We start from the raw sequence: 22,923 nt of genomic DNA, 5'->3' as shown, positions 1-22,923 counted from the left end.
CGCTGACCGCCTGCCCTCGGCGCGCCGGGGAGGGCGAGGGCAGGCGGTCAGCGGGCCGCCACGCGTGGCCGGTACGTCCCACCGCCGTGCCGCGTGCGCGACGGAGCCGTCTCGTCGCGGCGCGGTGGGACTTTCCCCGCTTCCTCTCCCTTCCCGCCGCTCGGCCCCACCGTTCGGCGGGAAGGGGGAGGTGGCCCGGCACCGGAGATCGCTACGATGCGCCGGGGCCGCGTCCCAGGAGGCGCGGAAACGTTTTCCGGAGGGGGATGTCCGTGTTCGTGCTGTCCATCCTGCTGCTCATAGCCGCGGCAGTGCTCTTTCTCGTGGGCCGCGGCCGCACCGGGGCCGGTGGCTGGAAGCTCGGGGCGGTGCTCAGCGCCGTGGCGGGCGTGCTGGCGGGCGTCTTCTCCTGTGTCCACGTCGTGAGCGCCTACGAGGTCGGTGTTCCGGTGACCTTCGGCAAGATCGGCACGCCGCTGGTCTCGGGCATGCACTTCAAGTCACCGTTCACCGATGTCACGTCCTTCTCCACCCGCCCGGTGGACCTCGACCTCAACGGCAAGGACGTGGTCGAGGTCCGCTCCTCTCAGGGCGGTGTGCTCTATGCGGACGTCACCATCAAGTGGGCCGTGGTGCCGGCCAAGGCGGTCGCGCTGTACCGGCTGGCGGGCAGCGAGGAGGCCGTCGAGGAGCGGCTGGTGCTGCCGGACAGTCGTGAGATCGTCCGCAACGTCTTCGCGAAGCACACGAGCGAGGAAGGCTACGCGTCCGCCCGTGAGCAGATCAGCTCGGAGATCGCCGGCCTCGTCAAGGAGCGCCTGGCACCGCGCGGCATCGACGTCACTTCCGTCAACCTGCGCAATGTGAGGCCGTCGGAGAAGCTACAGGACCAGATCGACAAGAAGATCCAGCAGGAGCAGGCCACCGAACGGGCCACCGAGGCGTCGCGTACGGCCAAGGCGGAGGCGGAGCGCAAGCGGATCGAGGCGGAGGGCATCGCCCGCGCCAACAAGATCATCGAGCGGTCGCTGAGCGACAAGGTGCTGTACAACCAGTGCCTCGAGGCGTACAAGGAAGCCGCGAAGGCGAACCCGGTGTACGCGGTGCCGTGCGGTACGGACTCGAACGGCACGCCGGTCATCGTGGACAGCGGCAAGAAGTGACGCCGGCGCGGGCGACACCTGCCCCGTCCTGGTCGTGACAGGGCGTCATGACCCCGTGAGGCCGCTCGCGGCTCGGTCTGCCCCGGGCGTGGCCGACGGTCCGTGACGTCCGCCGGCCCTCGTCCTCTCCGCGCGGGAGGGCGAGGGCCTGCGGGCCGCCGGGCACCGCGGGAGCGCGCCGGACGGCACACCTGTCGGGGCCGGGAGGGCCGGCCGCACTCCGATGGGCGAACCGGACGGCAGGCCCGGCTGCTCGACCGGTCATGTGGCGCGAACGTCGCCCGCCCCGGAGGTACTCGGGCCGAGAGCGGGCGTCACGTCACCCTCAGTCGCTGAAGCAGCCGAAATCCTCGTCGTCCCGGCCGTCGTACGCCCTCCGCGACTCCGTTCTGCCGTCGCTGAAGACCAGGCTTCCGGCGCGGAGTTGGCGGGGCCGGAAGGTGAGGAACCCTTCGACGAGATCGTCCGAGGACATGTTGGTGCGCAGCGCGTACGTCGATGCGGGGTCCAGTGCGACGGACAGGGGGAGCCGCGTCGTGAAACCCCGGGGGGAGCTTCCGAGGCGTATGCGATGCGTCGTGATCCCGTGGGAAGCCTCGATGTGCCACAGCAGTTCACCCGGGTCGTCGGCGGTGCCGTCGCGATCCCACCGGTACAGGCCGACCTCGGCGATGCCGTCGGGCCTGGCGCCCGGACACACGCGCCAGCCGATCACCGGACCGGAACCCCCGCTCTCGACGAACAGCGGGTTGAACTCCGCGCCGCAAGCGCTCAGCAGGAGCGCGAGAGACATGACACCTGCCGCTCTTCCCCACTTCACCTGACGGAGTGTACGAGGGAAGGGGCGGGGGGTGACACCCCGGTGGTCGTCTCGACCTGATACCGGAAGGCGACGGTTCTCGGGGCGTGCGGCTCGCGACAGGAGCGGACGGACCGTGCATCTCGCCCCGAACGGCGGGCATCCAACGGTGCTGCGTGCCTACGGGCACCGGCCTCGCCCCGGACGTGAAGACGTACGACGCCGAAAGCGCCCCCGTTTCCGGCACCACGGCCTCCGGCCCGGCCCGTGCCGCCTCACGACGGTGCGTCGCGGGTGTGCTTCAGCCGCATCCGGGCGTCGACCTTGTCCGGAGGCGAGACCTCCGACCAGAAGCGGTGGCCGGAGACGAACACGGCGAGCTCGCGCTCGCGTCGGCGGAGCTTTTCCACCTCGGCCTGTTCGTCGTCGGTCCAGCCGGGGGAGGCGGGGCGTTCCACCTTGCGCCAGCCGCCGGTGTCGCTGAAGCCGTCCAGGGGCTCCACCGACCAGGGGAGTCGTTTCAGCAGGTCCAGCAGCTCGGCCCGGACCTGACGCAACTCCTCCTGACCGGCGAGGAGATCACTCGGAAAGTCGTAGGTCGCAGCCACACGGCAATGCTACGCCTGTTCGATTTTGTGGTGCGAGTTCCTTCCGGGACTTCACACGAACGGGTGTTCCGAACGGGTGTTCCAAGTCGAACGTTCCGGACGGGATGGAGAGCGGGGCGGGAGGTGAGCGGATTCGACAGGCTGGACTGCACAGTTTGAACTGGACAGTTTGGGCTGCGCGATTTACGGTGACGGCATGGACCAGAGCGGCGACCGGCCGGACGACACGGCCGTATCGGAATCCGCGGCGCGTGCCGCACAGGAGCTGCGGGTCGCGTTCAGCCTGCTCCGGCGGCGGATCCGGGAGGTGTCCGGGACGCAGGACCGGACGCAGGACCTCACGCCCTCCCAGATCTCCGCGCTCACCCTGGTGAGCAAGAGCGGGGCCGCCACCGCCAGCGCGCTGGCCGTGGCCGAAGGAGTGCGCCCCCAGTCGATGGCCACCACGCTCGCGGCCCTCGACCGGTACGGACTCATCCGGCGCGACCCCGACCCCGGGGACGGCCGGCGCCAGCTGGTGACGCTCACGGACGCCGGGCGCGAGCGCGTCGAAGGCACCCGGCAGGCCCGTTCGGAGTGGCTCGCCCGGGCCTTCGAGGAGCGCTGCACGGAGGACGAGCGGCAGACCGTCATCGAGGCGATGGCACTGCTGGAACGGCTCACCCGGTCGTGAGACCCGCCCTCCGGGACCGGCTCCGACGTCCCGGGGGACGGATCCCGACGGCCTGGCGGGTCGGAACGCCCCGCGCCGGCACCGGCCCCGCCCGCACGGGCTCCGCGGCCGGACCGCCGCGCCTTCACCCGCCCCGGCGCGACGGCCGCCTCCGCCGTCTTCCTCGCCCACGGCGCCGACACCGGCGCCCCGCGACAACCGGCCCGCCTCACGCCCGCCGGGGCCGTGCCGCTCCCGGCGCCGGCCCTCATCTACCGATCCCTTCGCGATCTCACCCCCCGAAAGGCCTGACCATGGCAGTCACCGCGCTCGACCCCCGCACCGCGCTCGTCGTCATCGACCTGCAGCACGGCATCGTCGGCAATCCGGGCCTCGCCCCGCACCCCGCCGCCGACGTCGTGGAGCGCGCCGTCCGGCTCTCCGACGCCTTCCGCGGCCACGGCCTCCCGGTCGTCCTCGTCCGGGTCACCGCCGCCGCCGACGGCGCCGACGCCGTCCGCGGCCGCATCGACGGCCCGAGCCGCGCCCGCTCCTTCCCGGAGGGCTGGGACGTCATCGTCGACGAACTGGCCGGACACCCCGGGGACATCGTCGTGACCAAGCGGAACTGGGGCGCCTTCTACGGGACCGACCTCGACCTGCAGCTCCGCCGCCGCGGGATCACCCAGATCGTGCTGGCCGGCATCGCCACCAGCATCGGCGTGGAGTCCTCGGCGCGCGCCGCCCACGAGCACGGCTACCACGTCACCCTCGCCACCGACGCCATGTCCGACCTCGACCCCGAGACGCACCGCAACAGCGTCGAGCGGATCTTCCCCCGCCTCGGGGAGACCGGCACGACCGAGGAGATCGTCGAGCTGCTCGACAAGACCAGGGACTGAGCGGTCAACTCCGCTTGTCCGAAGGTACCTTGGGGCCGTGACCCTGGATGATCTTCGTGTGTTCGTCGCCGTCTGCCGGGCCGGGAGCCTGAGCGCCGTGGCCCGGGAGCTGGGCTGTACGCAGTCGGCGGTGAGCCAGCACGTACGCCGGCTGGAGCGCGAGGTCGGGATCGGACTCGTCGAACGGCAGGCCCGGGGCGTGGTGCCCACCCGCGCCGGGCGGGTCCTCGAGCGGGCCGCCGCCGACGGCATCGCCGGACTCGACCTCGCGCTGCGCCGGCTCGACGAGCTGGTGCGCGGGGACGGCGGCACGGTACGGATCGCCACCGGCGGCACCACCGTGCGGCACTTCATGGCCGAGGCCGTGGTCGAGTTCCGGGGGCGGTACCCCAAGGTGAACCTGGAGTTCCAGACCGAGAACTCCAGCCGGAGCTGCTTCGAGGCGCTCGCCGACCACGGACTCGACCTCGCCTGGGTCACCCTCGGCCCTCCCGTGCGCGGCATCGAGCAGCGGACCGTCGCCGAACTCCCCTGGGTGCTCGCCGTGCACGCCGACGACGAACTCGCGGGCCGGGAGAGGATCGAGGCGCGGGAGCTGGCCGGACTGCGGATCGTGGGACTGCCCGAGCGCTCCACCTCCCGCGCCCACCTCGACTCCGCCTACCGCGAGTTGGGGATACCGACGAGTGTCTCCGACACCAGCGTCGCCGACTGGGACACCGCGATCCTGCTCGCCGAACTCGGCCTCGGGCACGCCGTCGTCCCGGCCCTGCCGGGCCTTCCCGGACCCGGCCACCCCGGTCTCCGCTTCCTCCCCGTACCGGCGCTGCCGCCCCTCGCGGTCGGCTGGGCCGTACGCCGGTGGGACGCGCTGTCGCCCGCGGCGCACGCCTTCGCCGACACGGTGGCCCGGCACTGCCCGGGCACCGGGACGGTGGCGGGGGACTGACGCCGGCGCCGGCCCCATGGCACCCGGACGCCTCCGGCCGGCACCACCCGGGCCCCCGGGCCCCGGGCCCCGGGGCCCATGGACCTCCGGCCGGCGCCCGGTCCCGTGGACCTCCGGTGTCACCGGGCGCCCACGGCTCCATGTCCCGGTGTTCCAGCGTCAGGGGCGTCAGTTGTCGGGGCCCGCGAGCGGCGTCAGCTGCCGGACCAGTTCGCCCGCCACCGGTGCCGGCACCCCGGTCCGTTCCGCCGCCCGCAGCAACGCGCCGCCGATCGCGTCGAGTTCGAGCACCCGGCCCGCCTCGGCGTCCCGCTGCATGGAGGACTTGGTGGCCGCCGGGAAGGCGTCGTAGCGGGCGAGGGCGGTCGCCGGATCGGTGGCGGCGCCGCACGCGCGGCCCACCGCGGCCGTCTCCTCGACGAGAGCGGCCAACTCCTCGCGGTGCGAGGTGCGTACGTCGCCCGCCGGCACCCCGTGACGTGTCGTCAGCAGCGCGAACGGGGCGAGGAACGACATCTTCGCCCAGAGCGTCGCCGACTCGCCCTCCTGGAGCCGGGCGCGTACCCCGGCCCACTCCAGGGCCCCGGCGAACGACTCGACCCGCGCTCGTGGTGCCGTGTCGGCGGTCAGGTCGACCTCGACGAACGGGCTGCCGTGCTCGATCACCCCCGGAGCGGTCCGCGTCGACTCCACGCGGATCACCGCGGGGGCCACCTGCTCGGAACGGTAGCGCTCACGCAGCAGTGCCGGGTGCTCGACACCGTTCAGGAGCGGGACGATCAGGCCCTCCTCGCCCAGGGCCTTCGCCGGGAGGCGCTCCAGCGCGGCGTCCAGGGCCGTCGCCTTGACCGCGATCAGGCACACGTCGGCCGGCCCGCGCAGTTCGGTGTCCGCCTCCACCCGCGCCGTGAAATCGCCGAAGTGGCCGCTGCGCACCTCGATGCCGTCCGCCGCCAGCTTCCGCGCGGTCTCGTCCCCGGCGAGACAGATGACCCGGTGGCCGGCGCGGGACAGGAGCGCCGCGAGCAGTCCGCCGACCCCTCCCGGACCCAGCACCGCCACCGTCAGCCTGTCGTTCGTCATGGCTCCTCGCTTCTCTCCCCGGGGCCCCGAACGGGCCCCGGAGATGGTCACAAGTCGCGGTCACCCGAGTCAATCCTCGGAAGAACTTGCCCAACTCCAAGGTTTCACTGGGGACTTGCGGCGAGCGGCAGCGTGGGCGCCGCTACGGCACCCGTACCGCCCCCCCGGGCTCCGGCAGCCGCAGCCGGTCCGTGAGACCGGCCTGCGCGAACGCCTTCGTCAGGGCCGGGCCGCCCTCGGTGAAGTGACCCCAGTGCTCGAAGTGCAGCGGGACCACCCGGGCCGCGCCGAGGATCTGTGCCGCCCGCGCCGCGTCCTCGCCGGTCAGGGTGAGCGGGGCGTCCGGCACCAGCGGGGTGCGCGCGGCGCCCGCGAACAGCACGGCCACGTCGAAGGGGCCCTGGCGGTCCGCGATCTCCCGTACGACGTCCAGGGACGCGTTGTCACCGCTCACGTACACCTTGGGCAGCCCTTCCCCGGAGAGCACGAAACCGGTCACCTCTCCCACGAGGGGAAGCGAACCGTCGGGTCCGTGCTGCGCCGGAACGGCCGTCACGCGCAGCACCCCGCCGTCCGGACGCGCCAGTTCCGTGGACTCCCAGGGGCCGAGGGCCCGGACGGGCGCGCCGATCCGCTCGTACGCGGACGCCGTCGACAGGGTCACCGGGACGCCCTGGAGGAAGCCGCGCCCGGACGCGTCCAGGTTGTCGGGGTGCTGGTCGTGGGAGAGCAGGATCGCGTCGACCGGGCCGAGCTCCTCGGCCGGGAGCGCGGGTCCGGCGGTCTTCACCAGCTTCCGCGCGCCCACGGGGTACTCACCGGGAGCGTCGAAGGTCGGATCGGTCAGAAGCCGCAGGCCGCCGATCGCGATGACGGCGGTGGGGCCGCCGATGTAAGTGATCTCCACTGAGGTCATGTTCTGCTCAATCCGTGGGACCGGCGGAGGTATTCCCGGCCGCGGCGGGCCTCCTTCCGCGAGCGGCGGCCGTGACGGCGTCCGGCGCGCGAGACTGGACCCATGTGCCGCAGCATCAAGACGCTCCGCCCGCCCGCGATCCCCGAGGAAGCGACCGAGGAGGAGATCCGCGCCGCCGCCCTGCAGTACGTCCGCAAGGTCTCCGGGTTCCGTGCCCCGGCCGCCCACAACCGCGAGGTCTTCGACCGCGCCGTCGCGGCGGTCGCGGCGGCCACGGCCGAGTTGCTGGACGAGCTGGAGGTGCGCGGGGCGGCCCGGCGCGCCGGATAGCGCGCCCGCCGCACGGAACGCGGTCCGCGGCCCCGCGCGGACCGGGGCCGTGCCCCGGTGGTCTGCCGGTCTGCCGGTCTGCCGGTCTGTCGGTCTGTCGGGTCTGCCGGTCTGTGCGGCACGCGGACCACGGCCTCAGCCGCGGCTCACGGTCGGTGTGTCCAGCGCGTCGCGCCGCGCCCGTGGGCCTGCGGGTGCCACCCGTGTGCCCGTGGGGCGCCGGGTGCCGTGCGCCGTGGCTCAGGCGCCGGTTTCCTGCCCCCGCATCGCGGGCCGGCGCACGAGGTAGGCCGCGCCCGCCCCCGCGACGAACAGCGCCCCGACCGAGACGGCCGTCGCGAGCCAGGTGGCGCCCAGCCACTGGCCGCCGAAGTAGCCGAGGGCCACGCTGTAGCCGGCCCACGCCAGGCCGGCGAGGACCGACCAGGGCAGGAAGTCGCGGACCCGGCGGTGCGCGGCGCCCGCGCCGAGCGAGACGACCGAGCGGCCGGCCGGCGCGAAACGGGCGACGACCACGAGCACGCCGCCACCGCGCGCCAGGACCTCGCCGAGACGTTCCTGCGCCCTGGTCAGGCGGCGGGACCGGGCGATGACGCGATCCAGGCGGTCGCCACCGCGCCAGGCGAGCCGGTACGCCACCAGGTCGCCGAGGACCGAGGCCGTCGCCGCGCAGAGGATGAGCGCCAGGATGTCGGGCACGGAACGGGGGACGGCGCCGGTCGCCGTGGCGGAGCCCGCCGCGGCCGTCGCCGCCGTGATGACCAGGACGCCACTCGGCAGGACGGGCAGGAACACGTCGAGAAGGATGGACACGGCGATCACCGCGTAGATCCATGGGCTGCCCGTCAGCGACCCCAGACTCTCCAGCACCGACACTCTCCCCCGAACCACCCCGTGAGCCCGGCCGCGCCGCTACTCGCGGGGGAGTGGCGTGGCAACCCGTGACAGCCATACAGCGTACGCCGAGGATGGTGCAGAAGATCCTCCGGGGACGCATGTGTCGGTCACATCACGTTCACGGACCCGCACGCTCCGGTACGCCGCACGGCGGCGGCAACCGCACGGAACGGGTCTATTCCGGGGTGATCCGGAACTCCGCCACGGTCGTCAGCCGGGCGCCGCCCGCCGTACGGCCGACGCCGCCGCCCCGCGCCTGTTCGAGGCGCAGGGAGGCCGAACGGCCCCGCAGGGCAAGGGTCATCAGCTGATTGCCGAACCAAGGGCCGCCGGTCTTCCGCCAGTCGACCGGTGACCGCCCGCAACGGCCGTGGTGGGCGAGGAGGTTGCCGAGCAGCCGGGCCGGGCGGCTCCAGCCGAAGCGGAAGCCGAGCCGTACGGAGAGCGGGATGGAGTTGTGGACGGGGGAGCAGGTCAGCTGTAGGACCCGGGCGGAGGGCTCCCGGGCGGGGTCGGCCCAGACCGGATCGGCGGCGTAGGCGTGGTGCACGTCCCCCGACAGCACGCACACGGTCGCCGGCGCGTGCTCGCCCGAGCCGGCCTCGGCGATCAGCTCCGCCAGTTCCCCGAAGGACTCCGGGAACGCCGCCCAGTGCTCCAGGTCGGCCGCGCGGCGCAGCCGCTCGCCGAACCGCGCCCAGCGCCCGCCCCGCTCACCCCGGCACAGGGCGGCGTCCCACGTCTCCGCGTGATGGATCAGCGGGGGCAGCAGCCAGGGCAGGGACGTGCCTATCAGCAGGTGGTCACGGGAGTCCGGCGCCTGAAGGGCCTGCTCGCGCAGCCATGCGGCCTCCCCGGGGTCGAGCATCGCGCGGTGCCGCTCGTCCAGGACGCGGGCCGCGCGGGTGTCGAGCATCAGGACACGGGTCCGGCCGAAGTCGCGGCGGTAGCTCCAGCGGACCGAGGCCGGGTCGGCGTCGGCCTGGGCGGCGAAGGCGCGCAGCACGTCCGTGCCGTCGGGTGTCTCGCGTACGGCCGCGTACAGCAGGTCCGCGGAGAGTTCGGCGGGGGAGAGGTTGCCGAGGTGCTGGTGGACCCAGTACGACATCAGACCGCTCAGCACCCGCTCGCGCCACCACGGGGTCGCCCGGATCTCGGCGAGCCAGGCCGCGCTGGTGTTCCAGTCGTCGACGATGTCGTGGTCGTCGAAGATCATGCAGCTGGGCACGGTCGACAGCAGCCAGCGGATCTCGGGGTCGAGCCAGGACTCGTGGTAGAGGCGGGTGTATTCCTCGTAGTCCGCGACCTGATGGCCCGGGGGGTCCTCCAGGCCCCTCCGGGCCGCGATCCACGCGCGGGTCGCCCGGGAGACCTCGTCCGCGTACACCTGGTCGCCCAGCAGCAGCAGTACGTCCGGGCGTTCGCCGTCCGGGTCCGAGGCGATCCGGGCGGCGAGGGTGTCCAGGGCGTCGGGTCCCACCGGGTCCTTCTCGTCCGCGGGCGGCGACGCCCAGCGGCAGGAACCGAAGGTGACGCGGACGGCCGCGTCGTCGCTCCCGGGGGTGCGGACGACCGAGGGGGGAAAGGGCGAGTCGGGCGACGGCCACACGGCCGCGCCGTCCAGCAGGACCTCGTACGGGGTGACGGTGCCCGGTGTCAGTCCGCCCACCGGCACCAGCGCGTAGTGGTGGCCCGCGATCTGGAAGGTGCGGGCCTGTCCGCGGGTGCCGTCCGCGCAGCGCACCTCGGCGGTGCACGGGCGGCTCGCCTCGACCCAGAAGGTCGCCGACGAGCCGTCCACGTACCTCAGCAGCGGCCCCAGGAGCAGCTCGGCCATGGTGGTCCCCCTCCTCCGTCGCCCCGTACGGTACGGAACGACGGAGGCCCCTGGGGAGGTTCCGGAGGCCGCGGGAACACCGTGGGGGGAGCGGTGTCCGGAACCCGGGCGACCCGTGGCCGCCGGTCCGTGCCGGGCGTGCGGGTCAGCAGCCGCTGAGGACCGAGGTCAGCTTGGCCTTCTCCGCGGAGTCGACCTTCAGGTTGTAGTAGTACTTCACCTGCACCCAGGCGCGGACGTAGGTGCAGGCGTACGCGGTGCGCGAGGGCATCCACTCGGCCGGGTCCTTGTCGCCCTTGGACTGGTTGACGTTGTCCGTGACCGCGAGCAGCTGCGGGCGGGTCACGTCGTTGGCGAAGGCCTGGCGCTGGGCCGTGGTCCAGGCGCCGGCGCCGGAGTCCCAGGCCTCGGCGAGCGGCACGAGGTGGTCGATGTCGACGTCGGAGGCGGCGGTCCAGGTGGCACCGTCGTAGACGGAGTACCAGCTGCCGCTGGTGGCCACGCACGCGGAGTCGGTGGTCACGTTGGAGCCGTCGCGCTTGAGGATGTACTCGCGGGTGTTGCAGGTGCCGCTGATCGTGATCCAGGTGGGGAACAGGTCACGGGAGTAGCCGGTGCGGCTCTCCGTCGCGACGGTGAGGGACGCGAGGTAGGTGCGGGCGGTGGCCGCGCTGACCGGGGTGGGGAGGGCGGCGGAGGCGGTCGGGCCGTTGAAGACACCGGCCAGGGCTGTCAGACCCGTGAAGGCTGCGAGTATGCTCAGCCGTCGACGCGCGTAGACCTTGGGCATGCGAACTCCCTTGATTTGTGGGGGTGTTGGAGTGCGGGCGAACGAATGCTCGCGGCGTCGTGTAGCCGTGAGGTAAGTGCGCGGTTAGAAAATAGTGACGCGTTCATGACATGACAAGGTTCATGACAGAACTACTTTCCGCGGTCGCGGACCCCGGGTCGGGGGACTTCCGGCCCTGTGGGCCGCCGCGCGGGTCGCGTACCATGGGCGGTGCAGAAGGGGAGTAGCTCTTCGCCGGACCGTCGACATACTGCTCAGCTCGTCTGAGCCGGCGCCCGGAGGCAGGCCTCGATCACGAGACCGGCCAGTGAGACCTTCGGCAAGCAGTGCACTTGCCCTGCCGGGCCTTTCCGGTACGGGCGCTCGTGCCCGCACCCACCGGTGCGGGTGACGCCGTGTGCTGCCGTGCCGAGGTTCGCGCAGTCACAGCACGCGTAGTCGCAACTCTCGGCGGGGCAGCCCGACCGATTGAGGAATTTTGATCAGCTTCAGCGTGATGGCGCTCGTCTTCGGTGTCGTCTTCCTTGCCGAGCTCCCCGACAAGACCGCGCTCGCCGGCCTCGTCCTCGGCACGCGCTACCGCGCCTCGTACGTCTTCGCCGGTGTCGCCGCCGCGTTCGCCGTCCATGTGGCGCTCGCCGTCGCGGCGGGCAGCGTGCTGACGCTGCTGCCGCAGCAGATCGTGCACGCCGTCACGGGTGTGCTGTTCCTCGGCGGTGCCGCGGTGCTGCTGATGAAGAAGAACGAGGACGAGGAGGAGGTCCGCAAGCCGGAGAACCAGACCTTCTGGAAGGTCTCCGGGGCGGGCTTCATGCTCATCCTCGTCGCCGAGTTCGGCGACCTCACGCAGATCATGACGGCGAACCTCGCCGCCCGGTACGACGACCCGCTGTCGGTGGGGCTCGGCGCGGTGCTGGGGCTGTGGGCCGTCGCGGGGCTGGGGATCGTGGGCGGCAAGGCGCTGATGAAGCGGGTGCCGTTGTCGCTGATCACCAAGGTGGCGGCCGTGCTGATGCTGGGGCTGGGGGTCTGGAGCCTGTACGAGGCCGTGGCGGGCTAGGTCGCTCGCGGGTTCGCTTGCGCCCGCCGGCGGTCGCGGTCCGGTGGGGGGTCGGGGCCGTGCCGGTGCATCAGCCCGTCGCCGTCGGACGGAGATGTGGCCGTCGGTGGCGACGGGCATCGATGTACCGGCACGGCCCCTTCCGTGCGTACCCGGCTGCGGGTGCGTCGTGGTGGTCACCGAGCCCCCTCCGCGCGTATCCGGTCGCGGTCGGCTGCCGGTTTGCCGTGGTCGGGGAGGGGGCCTTCTCTCTTGCGCCGTCGGCGCGTGAGGGAGGTCTCGGGAGTGTCTCGATGGGGGCTGGGGGGTTGTGCTTCGTGTCGTGACGACCGAAGGGCGGGTCGGGGCGGTGGCGCCGGGGCGAATTGTTTTGTATGTTGTAGGAACAAAGTGGTTCCCGTCCGCACCTCCCTGACCGGCGGGCGGGGCCGCCTTGTTTTCCGGGGGGTGTACTTGCCCCCCTTCTCTGCGTTTTGGAGCATGCCGATGACCGCGGCCACCACCGTTCTGACCGCCCGCGCCCTCCTGCTCGACATGGACGGCACCCTCGTCAACTCGGACGTCGTCGTCGAGCGCTGCTGGCGCCGCTGGGCCGACCGGCACGGGCTGGACGGGGACGAGGTCATGAAGGTCGTCCACGGCAGGCAGGGCTACGCCTCGATGGCGGTGCTGCTGCCGGACCGTCCCATGGAGCAGAACCACGCGGACAACGCGCGGATGCTGGCCGAGGAGACCGCCGACGTGGACGGCGTCGTCGCGATTCCGGGTGCGCCCGAGTTCCTTGCCTCCCTCGCCGGAGTGCCGCACGCGCTCGTCACCTCGGCGGACGTGGCACTGTCCACCGCGCGGATGGCCGCCGCCGGACTCGGACTTCCCGATGTGCGGGTCACGGCCGAGTCCGTCGGCGCGAGCAAGCCCGATCCCGAAGGCTTCCTGAAGGGCGCGGCCGAGCTGGGCATCGCGCCCGAGGACTGTGTCGTCTTCGAGGACTCCGAAGCGGGGATCGTCGCGGGGCGGGCCGCCGGAATGCGGGTCGTCGGGATCGGCTCCCGAGCGCCGTTCCACGGCCCGGACGTGGCCGTACGTGATCTGACCGAGGTCCGGGTCGAGGTCGTGGGTGACGGGACGCTCCGCCTTCACATCGGCTGAGCCAGGATCCCTCCGGGAGGGGAGTGGGGCTGGGCGGGGGTTTTCGCCCCCTCCGCCCCTACCCTTCCCGTACCTGGGGTTCCGCCCCGGACCCCGCTCCTCGAACGCCGGAGCGGCTGAACTTTCCCCGGCCGGGGATGGAAAAAACGCACGTGAGGCGCGCACCCGAGCCACCGATCACCCGCAGTCGGGTACGCACGCGAGGGGCCGTGCCGGTACATCGATGCCCGTCGCCACCGACGCCCACGCCTCATCCGACGGCGACGGGCTGATGCACCGGCACGGCCCCGACCCACCCACCGGAGCCGGACCCGCCACCGCGGAACGCCAGGGGCGAGCTACGGCTCGGACGTCTCCGCCTCCAGGCTCGCCCGTGTGGCCGGCCCGTACACGCCGGGGCTGTCCCCCGTGATGCCCCGCGCCCACTGGTACCAGCGCACGGCGTCCTCGAGGCGATGGTCGAACCGGTCGCCGGCCCTCCGCGTGTTGTACATCCTCAGCTGACCCAACCGCAGCTGGAGCTCGGTCACCTCGGACCCGCTGTCGCCGATCTGCAGGGTGGGCCCGGCCACCGCGTTCGAACCGCCGCCCCCGGCGGGGTCCGCGGATTCCGTCGCGGTCGCCGTCGGGCTCGGCCGCGCGGACGTCGGTGACGCCGTGGCCGACGAGGACGGTGTCGCCGACGTCTCCGACTCGGACGCCGACGGGCTCGCGCTCACCGAGGCGGACGGGGACGACGAGGCCGACGCCGTCGCGGACGCGCTCGCCGACGGCACCGCGGACTCCGTGTCGGACAGCACCTCCGGCGCGCTCGCGCTGACGCCCTTCGGCCGGGCCTCCTCCTGCGAGGGAGGGTCGGAGGAGAGCAGCCCGCTCACGGCCCCCGCCGCGGCCACCACCGTCACCACGACCCCGGTGACGGCGAGGACCCCGGCACGCCGACGGCGTCCGGGCCGGCCGCCGGACGAGTCCCCCCGTCCGTGCTCCGACGGGCGCGAACCCTCGGGGAAGAGACGGACGTCGGTGGCGTGCGCCTCCGAGGGGAGCGCCTTCAGCCGCATGGTCGCGTCGGCCGGCAGCGGTGCCGACGGCGTGACCGCTTCCGCCGGCAGCGGCGCCGATCGTGCGGTCGCGTCCGCCGGGACCGCTCCCAGCTGCATGGTCGCGTCCGCCGGGACCGCTCCCAGCTGCATGGTCGCGTCCGCGGGAATCGTCCCCGGATGCACGGTGGAAGCCGCGGCGCCCGCTCCGTTCGCGGGCGGCATCGGCACTCCGCCGGCCGGCGGAACGCCGTCCACGGCGCCCCACGGCTCGACGCCGCCTACGGGCGCGCCGCCGCTCGCGTACGCCGAGGTGCCCTCCGGCGTCCAGACGCCCGCCTCGGCGGGCGCCCAGGGCTCTCCGGGCGTCGGGGCGGCGTGCCAGGGCCCCGCGGCCGTTCCGGCCGGTACCGGAACACCGGTGTCCCCGGCCGGCGCCCAGCCCTCTCCGGGGTACCCGGAATCCTCCGGACCCAGTTCCACGTAGGGCCGTATGCGCAGCGGATTGAAGTCCTCCGCCGCCGCGGCGGCCTGTGCCGTGCGCTTGTTGCGCAGCGCGTCGGACGCCGTGCGGGCGCAGGCGCAGGACGGGCTGCCGTCCTGCGCCCGGTACGCGGCGCACTCGGGGCAGACATGCCCGGTCGGTTCAGTCACGTGTGGGTCCCTCCCCCCTGAAAACTCCAGTGATTATGCGGACGACCTTCATACAACCTTCAAGCAGCCCCCCTCTGAATCGTGGATTCCGCTTGCTTCGACAGGCCATAACCGGACACACCGATCAGGATGGAGGGTGACCGGGACCCTCGGGGCTCAGGGAGGCCGCATGACCGGGGACGCGCACGGTTCGGGCACATCGTCCGGCCGCGGGCCGGAAGGGGCCGGGGCGCCGACCGGTGACGGCACGGCCGGTCCGCCCGGACCGCACGACTCGGTCGAGGTGAGCGAGTCGGCGGTGCGCCGTCGCAGCGCGGCGGCGACCGACGCCCGGGACACCGTCCACGGCAGCGTCTTCGTGTCCATCGGCGCCCTGCTGCTCGGCATGCTGCTCGCCGCGCTGGACCAGACGATCGTGTCCACCGCGCTGCCGACCATCGTGAGCGACCTCGGCGGCCTGGAGCACCTGTCCTGGGTGGTCACGGCGTACCTGCTCGCGTCGACGGCGGCGACCCCGCTGTGGGGCAAGCTCGGCGACCAGTACGGCCGCAAGAGGCTCTTCCAGACGGCGATCGTCATCTTCCTGATCGGGTCGGCGCTGTGCGGCATGTCGCAGAACATGGGCGAGCTGATCGCCTTCCGGGCGCTGCAAGGGCTCGGCGGCGGCGGGCTGATGGTGCTGTCGATGGCGATCGTCGGCGACCTCGTCCCGCCGCGCGAGAGGGGCAAGTACCAGGGGCTGTTCGGCGCGGTGTTCGGCGCGACGAGCGTGCTGGGGCCGCTGCTCGGCGGGCTGTTCACGGAACACCTCAGCTGGCGCTGGGTCTTCTACGTCAACCTGCCCGTCGGTGTCGTGGCGCTCGCGGTGATCGCCGCGGTCCTGCACATCCCGAGGAAGTCGGCACGGCACGTCATCGACTACGCCGGTACGTTCCTGATCGCGGCGGTCGCCACCTGTCTGGTCCTGGTGGCCTCGCTGGGCGGCACCACCTGGGACTGGGGCTCGCCGCAGATCGTCGGGCTCGTGATCCTCGGTGTGGTCCTCGCCGTCGTCTTCGTGGCGGTGGAGCGGCGCGCGGCCGAACCCGTGCTGCCGCTCAAGCTCTTCCGGATCCACACCTTCACGCTGTCCGCGATCATCAGCTTCATCGTGGGTTTCGCGATGTTCGGCGCGATGACCTATCTGCCGACGTTCCTCCAGGTCGTGCAGGGCGTCTCGCCCACGATGTCCGGCGTGCACATGCTGCCGATGGTGTTCGGGCTGCTGCTGTCGTCCACGGTCTCCGGGCAGATCGTCAGCCGCACCGGCCGCTGGAAGGTGTTCCCGATCCTCGGCACCGGGATCACCGCCCTCGGTCTGCTCCTGCTGCACCAGCTGGACGAGAGCAGCGGCACCGGGATCATGAGCACCTACTTCTTCGTCTTCGGCCTCGGGCTCGGCCTGGTCATGCAGGTGCTGGTCCTGATCGTGCAGAACGCCGTGTCGTACGAGGACCTGGGCGTCGCGACCTCCGGGGCGACCTTCTTCCGGTCCATCGGCGCCTCGTTCGGCGTCGCGATCTTCGGCACGGTCTTCGCGGGCCGCCTCGGCGACAACCTGACGAAGGCACTGGCCGGGCAGCAGCTGCCGCCCGGCATCACCACGGACTCCCTGAAGGCGGACCCGAAGGGCGTCGCCCGGTTGCCGGCCGACCTGCGGCCGTCCGTCCTGCACGCCTTCGCGACCTCGATCACGGACGTCTTCCTGTACGCCGCCCCGGTCGCCCTGCTCGGCTTCGTGCTGGCCTGGTTCCTGCGCGAGGACAGGCTGCGCGGCTCCGTCACCGCCCCCGACGTCACGGAGACGCTCGCCAGCAACCCGGTCGAGCGGTCCTCGTACGACGAGGTGTGCCGGGCCCTGTCCCTGCTCGGCACCCGGGAGGGGCGCCGCGAGATCTACGAGAAGATCACCGCGCGGGCGGGCTACGACCTGTTGCCGGCGGCGAGCTGGCTGCTGCTGCGGATCAAGAAGTACGGGTGGGCGGAGCCCGCCCTGCTGGCCGAGCACAGCGCGGTGCCCCTGGACGTCGTCCTGGCCGCGGCCCGCCAGATCGAGGAACGCCGGCTCGCCCGCCGCGAGGGCCTGGACCTGGTCCTGACCGACGAGGGGCGCCTCGTCGCCGGGAACCTGTCCAGGGCCCGCGAGGAGTCCCTGGCCGAACTCCTCGGGGACTGGTGGGCACCGGACCGTCCGACCGACCTCACCAGACTGGTCGCGGAACTGAACGAGGAGATGTGCGGTTCCGACGCGGAGCGCCCGCACGAGGGCACCCCGGCCGCCCGCGCCCAGAGAGAACCGGCGTGACCTGACCGTCAGCCGGTCAGATCCTTCCGGAACCAGTGCTCGGCGTAGACGTCGTCGTTGTGCGCGGCGGTCTCCTCGTAGCCGTGCCGGGCGTACAGGGCCCGCGCCTCGACGAGGTCGCCGCGGGTGTCGAGGACCAGCCGTCGGGCGCCCAGGTCCCGGGCCGCCGACTCGGCCGCCGCCAGCAGGAGCGGGGCCGCGCCCTTGCCGCGCAGATCCGCGCGGACGAAGACCCGGCTCAGCTCGCCCGTCGTGGCGTCGAGCATCCGGACTCCCGCCGTGCCGCCGGGTTCACCGTCGTGGCGTGCGACGAGCAGCACGCCCGTGGGCGGCGCGAACTCGGCTCCCGTCCGCGCGGCGATCTCCCGCTCCAGCTCGTCGGGATCCGTCCCGCGTCCCTCGTGCAGCAGGTACCACCGGTCGCTGACCTCCGTGTAGTACGCCCGCCACAGCGCGGCCGCGACAGGGGAGTCGAAGGGTTCGGGGGCCACGCTCCAGGGGCCTTGCGCGCCGGAAGGCGATCGGGTCATGCCGGCCATTGTCGGCGGACGCCGCCCCCGGCACGCAACTGGATAAGGAGGGCGAACGGCGCGGCGGGGAAGGGACGTTGACGCCCGCTCCGGCACCGGGGCCGTTTGAGGCGCGGGTTCGGGGCAACCCGGTCCGGGAACCGGCCCGTTGGGTCGAGAACCCGGGAAGGCACCCATGTCCACAGGCGTGATCATCGCTCTGATCATCGTGGTGGCCGTCGTCGTTGTCGCGGCCACCCTGACCCTCCTCGCCCGGAGGCCGCCGGGCGGACGCGCCCTGCGGCGGCGCTTCGGACCGGAGTACGACCGGACCGTCGCCCGGCACGACGGCGACACCCAGGCCGCCGAACGCGACCTCAACGAGCGCGTGAAGCAGCACGGCGACCTGCGGGCGCGGCCGCTCGAACCCGCGGACCGGGAGCGGTACGCGGCCGGCTGGACGGCCGCCCAGGAACGCTTCGTCGACTCGCCCCGGGAGGCGGTGGCCGAGGCCGACCGGCTGCTCGGCGAGCTGGCCGGAGCACGCGGATTCCCCGACGGGGACCGTTACGAGGAGCAGGTCTCCGCGCTCTCCGTCCACCACGGGCACCACGTCCACGGATACCGCCGGGTGCACCGGGCCGCGCTGGCCCCCACCGGCGGGGGCCGGGACGGCGGCGCCGACACCGAGCAGTTGCGCGAGGCCATGCTGGAGGCCCGCGACCTCTTCGACGACCTCATGACCCCGACCCGCCAGGACACCTCCCCCGGCCGCGCGCGCGGCACGGACGACGCGAACGAGCTCCCGGCCGCCCGCCCGGAGCGCACCAGGCGGTTCGCCATGACCAAGGACGCCCGGCGCACCGAGCCCGCGGGGACGACGGAGGGCTCCCAGGACGCCGAGGACAACAGGACCTCCGCCCCCGACACTCGCTCCCACCTGCCCTGGTCCTTCAGCGGACGTCAGGCGAAGGGGAGTTGAGGAAGGTGAATGCCATGAAGCCGGACCAGGACCCCGAGCGGACCCCGTCGCGCGAGACCGCAGCCATGAAGGGCCGGGTGACCCCGGGCCCCGCCGAACCCCAGGAGGCCGCCGTGAAGGGCCGTGTGACCCCGGTTCCGGCCGAGCGTTCTCCGGACGACCGGATGGACGAGAACCACGGCGAGACCGAGGAGGTCTCGCGCCGCGAGGCACTGAAGGGCCGGGTGGATCCCGTGTCCACCGAGCCCGGCCCGGGTGCCCCGGACAGGAACGGTGCTCCGGACAGGAACGGCGACGGACGGGCGGATCGGTCGGCCGGGACCGGTAGGGCGGCGGACGCCGAGGGGACCGGTGAGCGGATGCTGCCGCTGGACGAGCACGACAAGTTCTCGCTGCGGATGCGGCACGCGGTCGGCGGGTTCGTCGACGGGCCGCAGGCCTCCGTGGAGGAGGCCGACCACGTGCTGGAGGAGCTCGCGGGCCGGTTCACGGAAGCGGTGACCCGGCGGCGGCGCGCCCTGCGCACGTCCTGGCAGTCCGGCGGTGAGGGCACGGCGACGGGTTCCGACACCGAGCGGCTCCGGCTCGCCCTGCGGGACTACCGCGAGATGACCGAGCGCCTCCTGCGGCTCTGAACCCGTTCGGACAGCTTCCCCGGCGAAGTGAGGCCGCGTCCCGGACCATGCCCCGGGACGCGGCCTCACGCTCTTCGCGTCCCCCGCGCCGGCGGTCGCGGTTCGGGTGCGGTGCGTCGTGGGGCGGGGCCGTGCCGGTGCATCAGCCCGTCGCCGTCGGGTGAGGCGTGGGCGTCGGTGGCGACGGGCATCGATGTACCGGCACGGCCCCTCCCGTGCGTACCCGGCTGCGGGTGCGTCGTGGTGGCGTCGGGTCCCTCAGGTCGGGTTGCGGGCCGCGCGCCACTCCTCGACGATCTTCTCCACGTCGTACGGCTTGAGCCCGAGCGGAGGTCCCGGCGGCGGCTTGAACATGACCTCGCGGATCTTGGCGTTGATGTCCTCGATCGTCCGCCGGACCGCCCGTTCCGAGGGAAGCGCGGGAACGGCCGCGAGCACGTCCTCCGCCTCCTTGCGCAGCGCCAGGGTGGGCGGCAGGACCGACAGGCCCTCACGGGCCATCTTCCGTCTGATCCACCAGAGCTCGTCGTACGGGGTGTCGGTGATCTCCGGCATCGGCTTGCCCGCGCCGGGGAGTTCCGTGAACTCGCCGCGTGCCTCCGCCTGGCGGATCTGTCGGTCGACCCACGACTCGAAGCTGACACCGGGTGGCTTGCGCTCGGTCATGAGTCCATTGTGCCGGAGGTCACGCGGCGAGGGGGAAGGCCGAATTATCATGCGGCGGCGACGGGGCAACGACGTTCCCCGGCGTGACAATTGGATCAGCACCTCACGAAGGAGCGCGCGTTGCTCGAACTCACCATGGCCTCGGTGTCCGGAGGGGATGCCGGAGCGACGGCCGGGATGCAGATGGCCGACGCGCCGAGCGACCCGGGAGCCGTGCTGCGGGTGGGCAGGGACCGGGCCGTGTGCCGTCTCTCGACCCCCGACGACTGGCTGTTCGTCTCCCGGGTCCACCTGGAGTTCCTGTGCGGCCCGGACGGATCCTGGCAGGTCACCTGGCTCCGGGGCTCCCACGCGGAGCCGTCCTCCGAGGTCCGGCTGATCCTGACGGGGTTGCAGCCGCAGCCGCTTCCGTACGGCGGGACGGCCAGGCTCCCGGTGGGCGGCTCCGGTGAACTCGTCATCCAGGACCGCACCGGGCCCCACACCGTGAACGTGGGCTTCTACCACGAGGTCTAGGGCCGCGGAGCGGGTGGTCAGGCCTGTACGCGGGCCAGTGCGAAACCGTCGTAGCCCTTGGTGCCCACCGTCTGCACCGCCGTGCCGCTCAACTTCGGGTGGGAGGCGATCAGTTCGAGCGCGGCCCGGGTGCCCCGCACACTCGGGTCGGTGCTCGTCGCGTCGGTGACCGCTCCGCCGCGCACCACGTTGTCGAGGACGATCACGCTGCCGGGCCGGGTGAGCCGGACCGCCCACTCGACGTAGTGGGGGTTGTTCACCTTGTCCGCGTCGATGAAGACGAGGTCGAACGGCTCCGGGTTCTCGTCCGCCAGCTTCGGCAGGGACTCCAGGGCGGGGCCCACCCGCACCTCGGTGATCCCGTCGAGGCCGGCCCGCGCGAGGTTGGCGCGGGCGACCTCGGCGTGCCGGGGGTCGTACTCGAGGGTGATCAGCCGTCCGTCGGCGGGCAGGGCGCGGCCCAGCCAGATCGTGCTGTAGCCGCCGAGCGTGCCGATCTCCAGGATGCGGCGGGCGCCCTGGATCTCGGCGAGCAGCCGGAGCAGCTTGCCCTGGTTCGGTGCGACGTTGATGGGGGGCAGTCCGGCCGCGTCGCTGTCGCGCAGCGCGGCGGTGAGGATCTCGTCGGCGGGGGCCAGGAGGGTGGTGAAGTGGTCGTCGACGTCGTTCCAGAGCTGCGACTCGCTCATGCACCGGGCCTTTCATATGCCTAGTTAGATGCGCTAAGGACTTCCGGGTTCGAACCTAGTCCTCGGTGCTCGCGTGTGCCAGCGGGATTCGGGCCGCCCTGTTCGGCGACGGGGTGCGGGCCCCGGCCCGGCCCGGCCGGTCGTGGCACGGGCCGTGGGCGGGTGCCGGGGAGTGGTCCGTCAGTGCTTCACGGGTTCCACCGCGGGTGCCGAGCCCGGCAGGGGCCGGCCCGCCGACTCCGTCATGAACCAGACGGCGGCGCCGCCGATCACGGCCGCGGCCATCATGTAGTACGCGGGCATCATCATGTTCCCGGTCGCCCCGATGAGGGCGGTGACGACCAGCGGGGTCGTACCGCCGAAGAGCGAGACGGAGACGTTGAAGCCGATCGAGAGCGAGCCGTAGCGGACCCGGGTCGGGAAGAGCGCCGGGAGCGCGGCGGGCATCGCGGCGGTGAAGCACACCAGCAGCAGGCCGAGGGCGCCCATGCCGAGCGCGACGGCGAGCAGACTGCCCTGGCGGATCAGCAGCAGGGCCGGGACGGACAGGACGAGGAAGCCGGCGCAGCCCGCGGCGATCACCGGGCGGCGGCCGATCCGGTCGGTCAGGGCGCCCGCGAACGGCTGCACGACCATCATCAGCGCCATCACGCCGAGGACTACGAGCAGACCGTGCGTCTCGTCGTACCCCAGCTCGCTGGTCAGGTAGCTCGGCATGTACGACAGCAGCATGTAGTCGGTGACGTTGAAGACCAGCACCAGGCCCACGCAGAGCAGCAGGGTGCGCCACTGGCCGACGACCATCTCGCGCAGCGGCACCTTGGGGCGGCCGGCCTCGGACTTCTCCAGCTCGGCGGCGAACGCCGGGGTCTCCTCGAGGCGCATCCGCAGGTAGAGACCGACGATGCCCATCGGGCCCGCGATCAGGAACGGGACGCGCCAGCCCCAGGACAGCAGGTCGTCGGTGGACAGCAGGGCGGTCATGAGGGTCACCAGGCCCGCGCCGCCGATGTATCCGGCCAGCGTGCCGAACTCCAGCCAGCTTCCGAGGAAGCCGCGCTTCCTGTCCGGCGCGTACTCGGCGATGAACGTCGTGGCGCCCGCGTACTCGCCGCCGGTGGAGAAGCCCTGCACCAGACGGGCCGCGAGCAGCAGGACCGGGGCGCCGACGCCGATCGTGGCGTACGACGGGATCAGGCCGATCGCGAACGTGCCGGCCGCCATCATGATCATGGTGAGCGCGAGGACCTTCTGGCGGCCGATCCGGTCGCCGAGCGGGCCGAAGACCATGCCGCCGAGCGGGCGGACGAGGAAGGCCGCGGCGAAGGCGCCGAAGGTCGCCAGCAGCTGGGCGGTCGGGTTGCCCGAGGGGAAGAAGACCTTGCCCAGGGTCACCGCGATGTAGCTGTAGACGCCGAAGTCGAACCATTCCATCGCGTTGCCGAGCGCCGCCGCCTTCACGGCGCGCCTGACCAGCGCGGGGTCGGTGACGGTGACCTCGGGGGAGACGGGGCGGGCGGGGGACACGGGGGCGGGGGCGTGTACGGCGGGGAGCGCCGGGGTGGCGGTCGGCAAGGGCCTTCCTTTCGCCGGGGACAGGGACGGGCCCGGCCGGGAGCGGACCGACGGTCCGCTCGGGGCGGATCCGGAGGTCGCCACGGGGCGGACCGGCGGCCCGCCCGGAAGCGGGCCGAAAAGTGACCTTAGGACTGTTCGTCCACGTCACGTGCGGTGTGCGGCCCGCCGCGCAGCG

At 72.8% G+C, this 22,923-nt stretch carries 23 protein-coding genes; 11 read left to right on the top strand and 12 right to left on the bottom strand.

Annotation, left to right across the window (positions count from 1 at the left end; translation table 11 throughout):
- The first annotated feature begins 266 nt into the window (after positions 1-266).
- Entirely contained in the window at positions 267-1,163 is an 897-nt protein-coding gene (locus CW362_RS29980; RefSeq protein WP_240658106.1) for a prohibitin family protein, read from the top strand.
- 325 nt (positions 1,164-1,488) lie between these two features.
- On the opposite strand, the gene CW362_RS29975 is transcribed toward CW362_RS29980, so the two are convergent.
- Positions 1,489-1,956 carry a hypothetical protein gene (locus CW362_RS29975; protein WP_103552742.1) on the bottom strand — a complete coding sequence of 156 codons (468 nt, stop codon included), beginning with the start codon at positions 1,954-1,956 and terminating at the stop codon, positions 1,489-1,491.
- A 281-nt stretch (positions 1,957-2,237) separates the two neighbouring features.
- Positions 2,238-2,570 carry a hypothetical protein gene (locus CW362_RS29970; RefSeq protein ID WP_103552741.1) on the bottom strand — a complete coding sequence of 111 codons (333 nt, stop codon included), beginning with the start codon at positions 2,568-2,570 and terminating at the stop codon, positions 2,238-2,240.
- A gap of 196 nt (positions 2,571-2,766) precedes the next feature.
- On the opposite strand from CW362_RS29970, the gene CW362_RS29965 reads away from it, so the two are divergent.
- From CW362_RS29965 to CW362_RS29955, 3 genes are all read left to right on the top strand, one after another.
- On the top strand, positions 2,767-3,243 hold the full coding sequence (locus tag CW362_RS29965) for a MarR family winged helix-turn-helix transcriptional regulator (protein ID WP_103552740.1): 477 nt from the start codon (positions 2,767-2,769) through the stop codon (positions 3,241-3,243).
- A gap of 293 nt (positions 3,244-3,536) precedes the next feature.
- Positions 3,537-4,124, top strand: coding sequence for a hydrolase (locus CW362_RS29960; protein WP_103552739.1), 588 nt, complete (start codon positions 3,537-3,539; stop codon positions 4,122-4,124).
- Positions 4,125-4,161: 37 nt separating this feature from the next.
- Entirely contained in the window at positions 4,162-5,073 is a 912-nt protein-coding gene (locus CW362_RS29955; protein ID WP_103552738.1) for a LysR family transcriptional regulator, read from the top strand.
- A gap of 168 nt (positions 5,074-5,241) precedes the next feature.
- On the opposite strand, the gene CW362_RS29950 is transcribed toward CW362_RS29955, so the two are convergent.
- Positions 5,242-6,156 (bottom strand): ketopantoate reductase family protein, encoded by a 915-nt coding sequence (locus CW362_RS29950; protein WP_103552737.1) that lies wholly within the window; start codon positions 6,154-6,156, stop codon positions 5,242-5,244.
- A 142-nt stretch (positions 6,157-6,298) separates the two neighbouring features.
- Positions 6,299-7,072, bottom strand: a complete 774-nt coding sequence (locus tag CW362_RS29945) for an MBL fold metallo-hydrolase (protein ID WP_103552736.1) — start codon at positions 7,070-7,072, stop codon at positions 6,299-6,301.
- A gap of 102 nt (positions 7,073-7,174) precedes the next feature.
- Between CW362_RS29945 and CW362_RS29940 the strand changes: the two genes are divergently transcribed.
- Positions 7,175-7,402 (top strand): DUF2277 domain-containing protein, encoded by a 228-nt coding sequence (locus CW362_RS29940; RefSeq protein WP_103552735.1) that lies wholly within the window; start codon positions 7,175-7,177, stop codon positions 7,400-7,402.
- Positions 7,403-7,642: 240 nt separating this feature from the next.
- On the opposite strand, the gene CW362_RS29935 is transcribed toward CW362_RS29940, so the two are convergent.
- The 3 genes from CW362_RS29935 to CW362_RS29925 all read right to left on the bottom strand — a co-directional run bounded on the left by CW362_RS29935 (position 7,643) and on the right by CW362_RS29925 (position 10,926).
- Positions 7,643-8,272, bottom strand: a complete 630-nt coding sequence (locus tag CW362_RS29935) for a DedA family protein (protein ID WP_103552734.1) — start codon at positions 8,270-8,272, stop codon at positions 7,643-7,645.
- Between the two features lie 202 nt (positions 8,273-8,474).
- Complete coding sequence (locus CW362_RS29930) at positions 8,475-10,136, bottom strand: alkaline phosphatase D family protein (RefSeq protein ID WP_103552733.1); 1,662 nt, start codon at positions 10,134-10,136, stop codon at positions 8,475-8,477.
- Positions 10,137-10,281: 145 nt separating this feature from the next.
- Positions 10,282-10,926: an HNH endonuclease family protein gene (locus CW362_RS29925; RefSeq protein ID WP_103552732.1), complete on the bottom strand. Its 645-nt coding sequence runs from the start codon at positions 10,924-10,926 to the stop codon at positions 10,282-10,284.
- A 478-nt stretch (positions 10,927-11,404) separates the two neighbouring features.
- Between CW362_RS29925 and CW362_RS29920 the strand changes: the two genes are divergently transcribed.
- Both CW362_RS29920 and CW362_RS29915 read left to right on the top strand, forming a co-directional pair.
- Positions 11,405-11,986 (top strand): TMEM165/GDT1 family protein, encoded by a 582-nt coding sequence (locus tag CW362_RS29920; RefSeq protein WP_103552731.1) that lies wholly within the window; start codon positions 11,405-11,407, stop codon positions 11,984-11,986.
- A gap of 486 nt (positions 11,987-12,472) precedes the next feature.
- On the top strand, positions 12,473-13,135 hold the full coding sequence (locus CW362_RS29915) for an HAD family hydrolase (RefSeq protein ID WP_103552730.1): 663 nt from the start codon (positions 12,473-12,475) through the stop codon (positions 13,133-13,135).
- A 338-nt stretch (positions 13,136-13,473) separates the two neighbouring features.
- On the opposite strand, the gene CW362_RS29905 is transcribed toward CW362_RS29915, so the two are convergent.
- Complete coding sequence (locus CW362_RS29905; protein ID WP_103552728.1) at positions 13,474-14,829, bottom strand: peptidoglycan-binding domain-containing protein; 1,356 nt, start codon at positions 14,827-14,829, stop codon at positions 13,474-13,476.
- 169 nt (positions 14,830-14,998) lie between these two features.
- On the opposite strand from CW362_RS29905, the gene CW362_RS29900 reads away from it, so the two are divergent.
- Positions 14,999-17,173, top strand: a complete 2,175-nt coding sequence (locus CW362_RS29900) for an MDR family MFS transporter (protein ID WP_103552727.1) — start codon at positions 14,999-15,001, stop codon at positions 17,171-17,173.
- An 8-nt stretch (positions 17,174-17,181) separates the two neighbouring features.
- Here the strand turns inward: CW362_RS29900 and CW362_RS29895 are convergent, their stop codons facing one another.
- Entirely contained in the window at positions 17,182-17,712 is a 531-nt protein-coding gene (locus CW362_RS29895; protein ID WP_376451758.1) for a GNAT family N-acetyltransferase, read from the bottom strand.
- A gap of 166 nt (positions 17,713-17,878) precedes the next feature.
- Here CW362_RS29895 and CW362_RS29890 point away from each other — a divergent pair, with 166 nt between their 5' ends.
- Complete coding sequence (locus tag CW362_RS29890; protein ID WP_103552726.1) at positions 17,879-18,664, top strand: hypothetical protein; 786 nt, start codon at positions 17,879-17,881, stop codon at positions 18,662-18,664.
- Between the two features lie 14 nt (positions 18,665-18,678).
- The gene (locus CW362_RS29885) at positions 18,679-19,299 is read left to right on the top strand and encodes a hypothetical protein (protein ID WP_103552725.1); all 621 of its coding nucleotides are present in this window, start codon (positions 18,679-18,681) and stop codon (positions 19,297-19,299) included.
- Positions 19,300-19,557: 258 nt separating this feature from the next.
- On the opposite strand, the gene CW362_RS29880 is transcribed toward CW362_RS29885, so the two are convergent.
- Positions 19,558-19,965: a DnaJ family domain-containing protein gene (locus CW362_RS29880; protein ID WP_103552724.1), complete on the bottom strand. Its 408-nt coding sequence runs from the start codon at positions 19,963-19,965 to the stop codon at positions 19,558-19,560.
- A gap of 120 nt (positions 19,966-20,085) precedes the next feature.
- Between CW362_RS29880 and CW362_RS29875 the strand changes: the two genes are divergently transcribed.
- The gene (locus tag CW362_RS29875; protein WP_103552723.1) at positions 20,086-20,481 is read left to right on the top strand and encodes an FHA domain-containing protein; all 396 of its coding nucleotides are present in this window, start codon (positions 20,086-20,088) and stop codon (positions 20,479-20,481) included.
- 17 nt (positions 20,482-20,498) lie between these two features.
- On the opposite strand, the gene CW362_RS29870 is transcribed toward CW362_RS29875, so the two are convergent.
- Positions 20,499-21,170 carry an O-methyltransferase gene (locus tag CW362_RS29870; RefSeq protein ID WP_103552722.1) on the bottom strand — a complete coding sequence of 224 codons (672 nt, stop codon included), beginning with the start codon at positions 21,168-21,170 and terminating at the stop codon, positions 20,499-20,501.
- Positions 21,171-21,350: 180 nt separating this feature from the next.
- On the bottom strand, positions 21,351-22,697 hold the full coding sequence (proP, locus tag CW362_RS29865) for a glycine betaine/L-proline transporter ProP (RefSeq protein WP_103552744.1): 1,347 nt from the start codon (positions 22,695-22,697) through the stop codon (positions 21,351-21,353).
- Between the last annotated feature and the right edge of the window lie 226 nt (positions 22,698-22,923).

Source organism: Streptomyces populi (assembly GCF_002911015.1).
Classification (GTDB): Bacteria; Actinomycetota; Actinomycetes; order Streptomycetales; family Streptomycetaceae; genus Streptomyces; species Streptomyces populi.
This window is presented reverse-complemented; position numbering and strand designations above follow the sequence as displayed.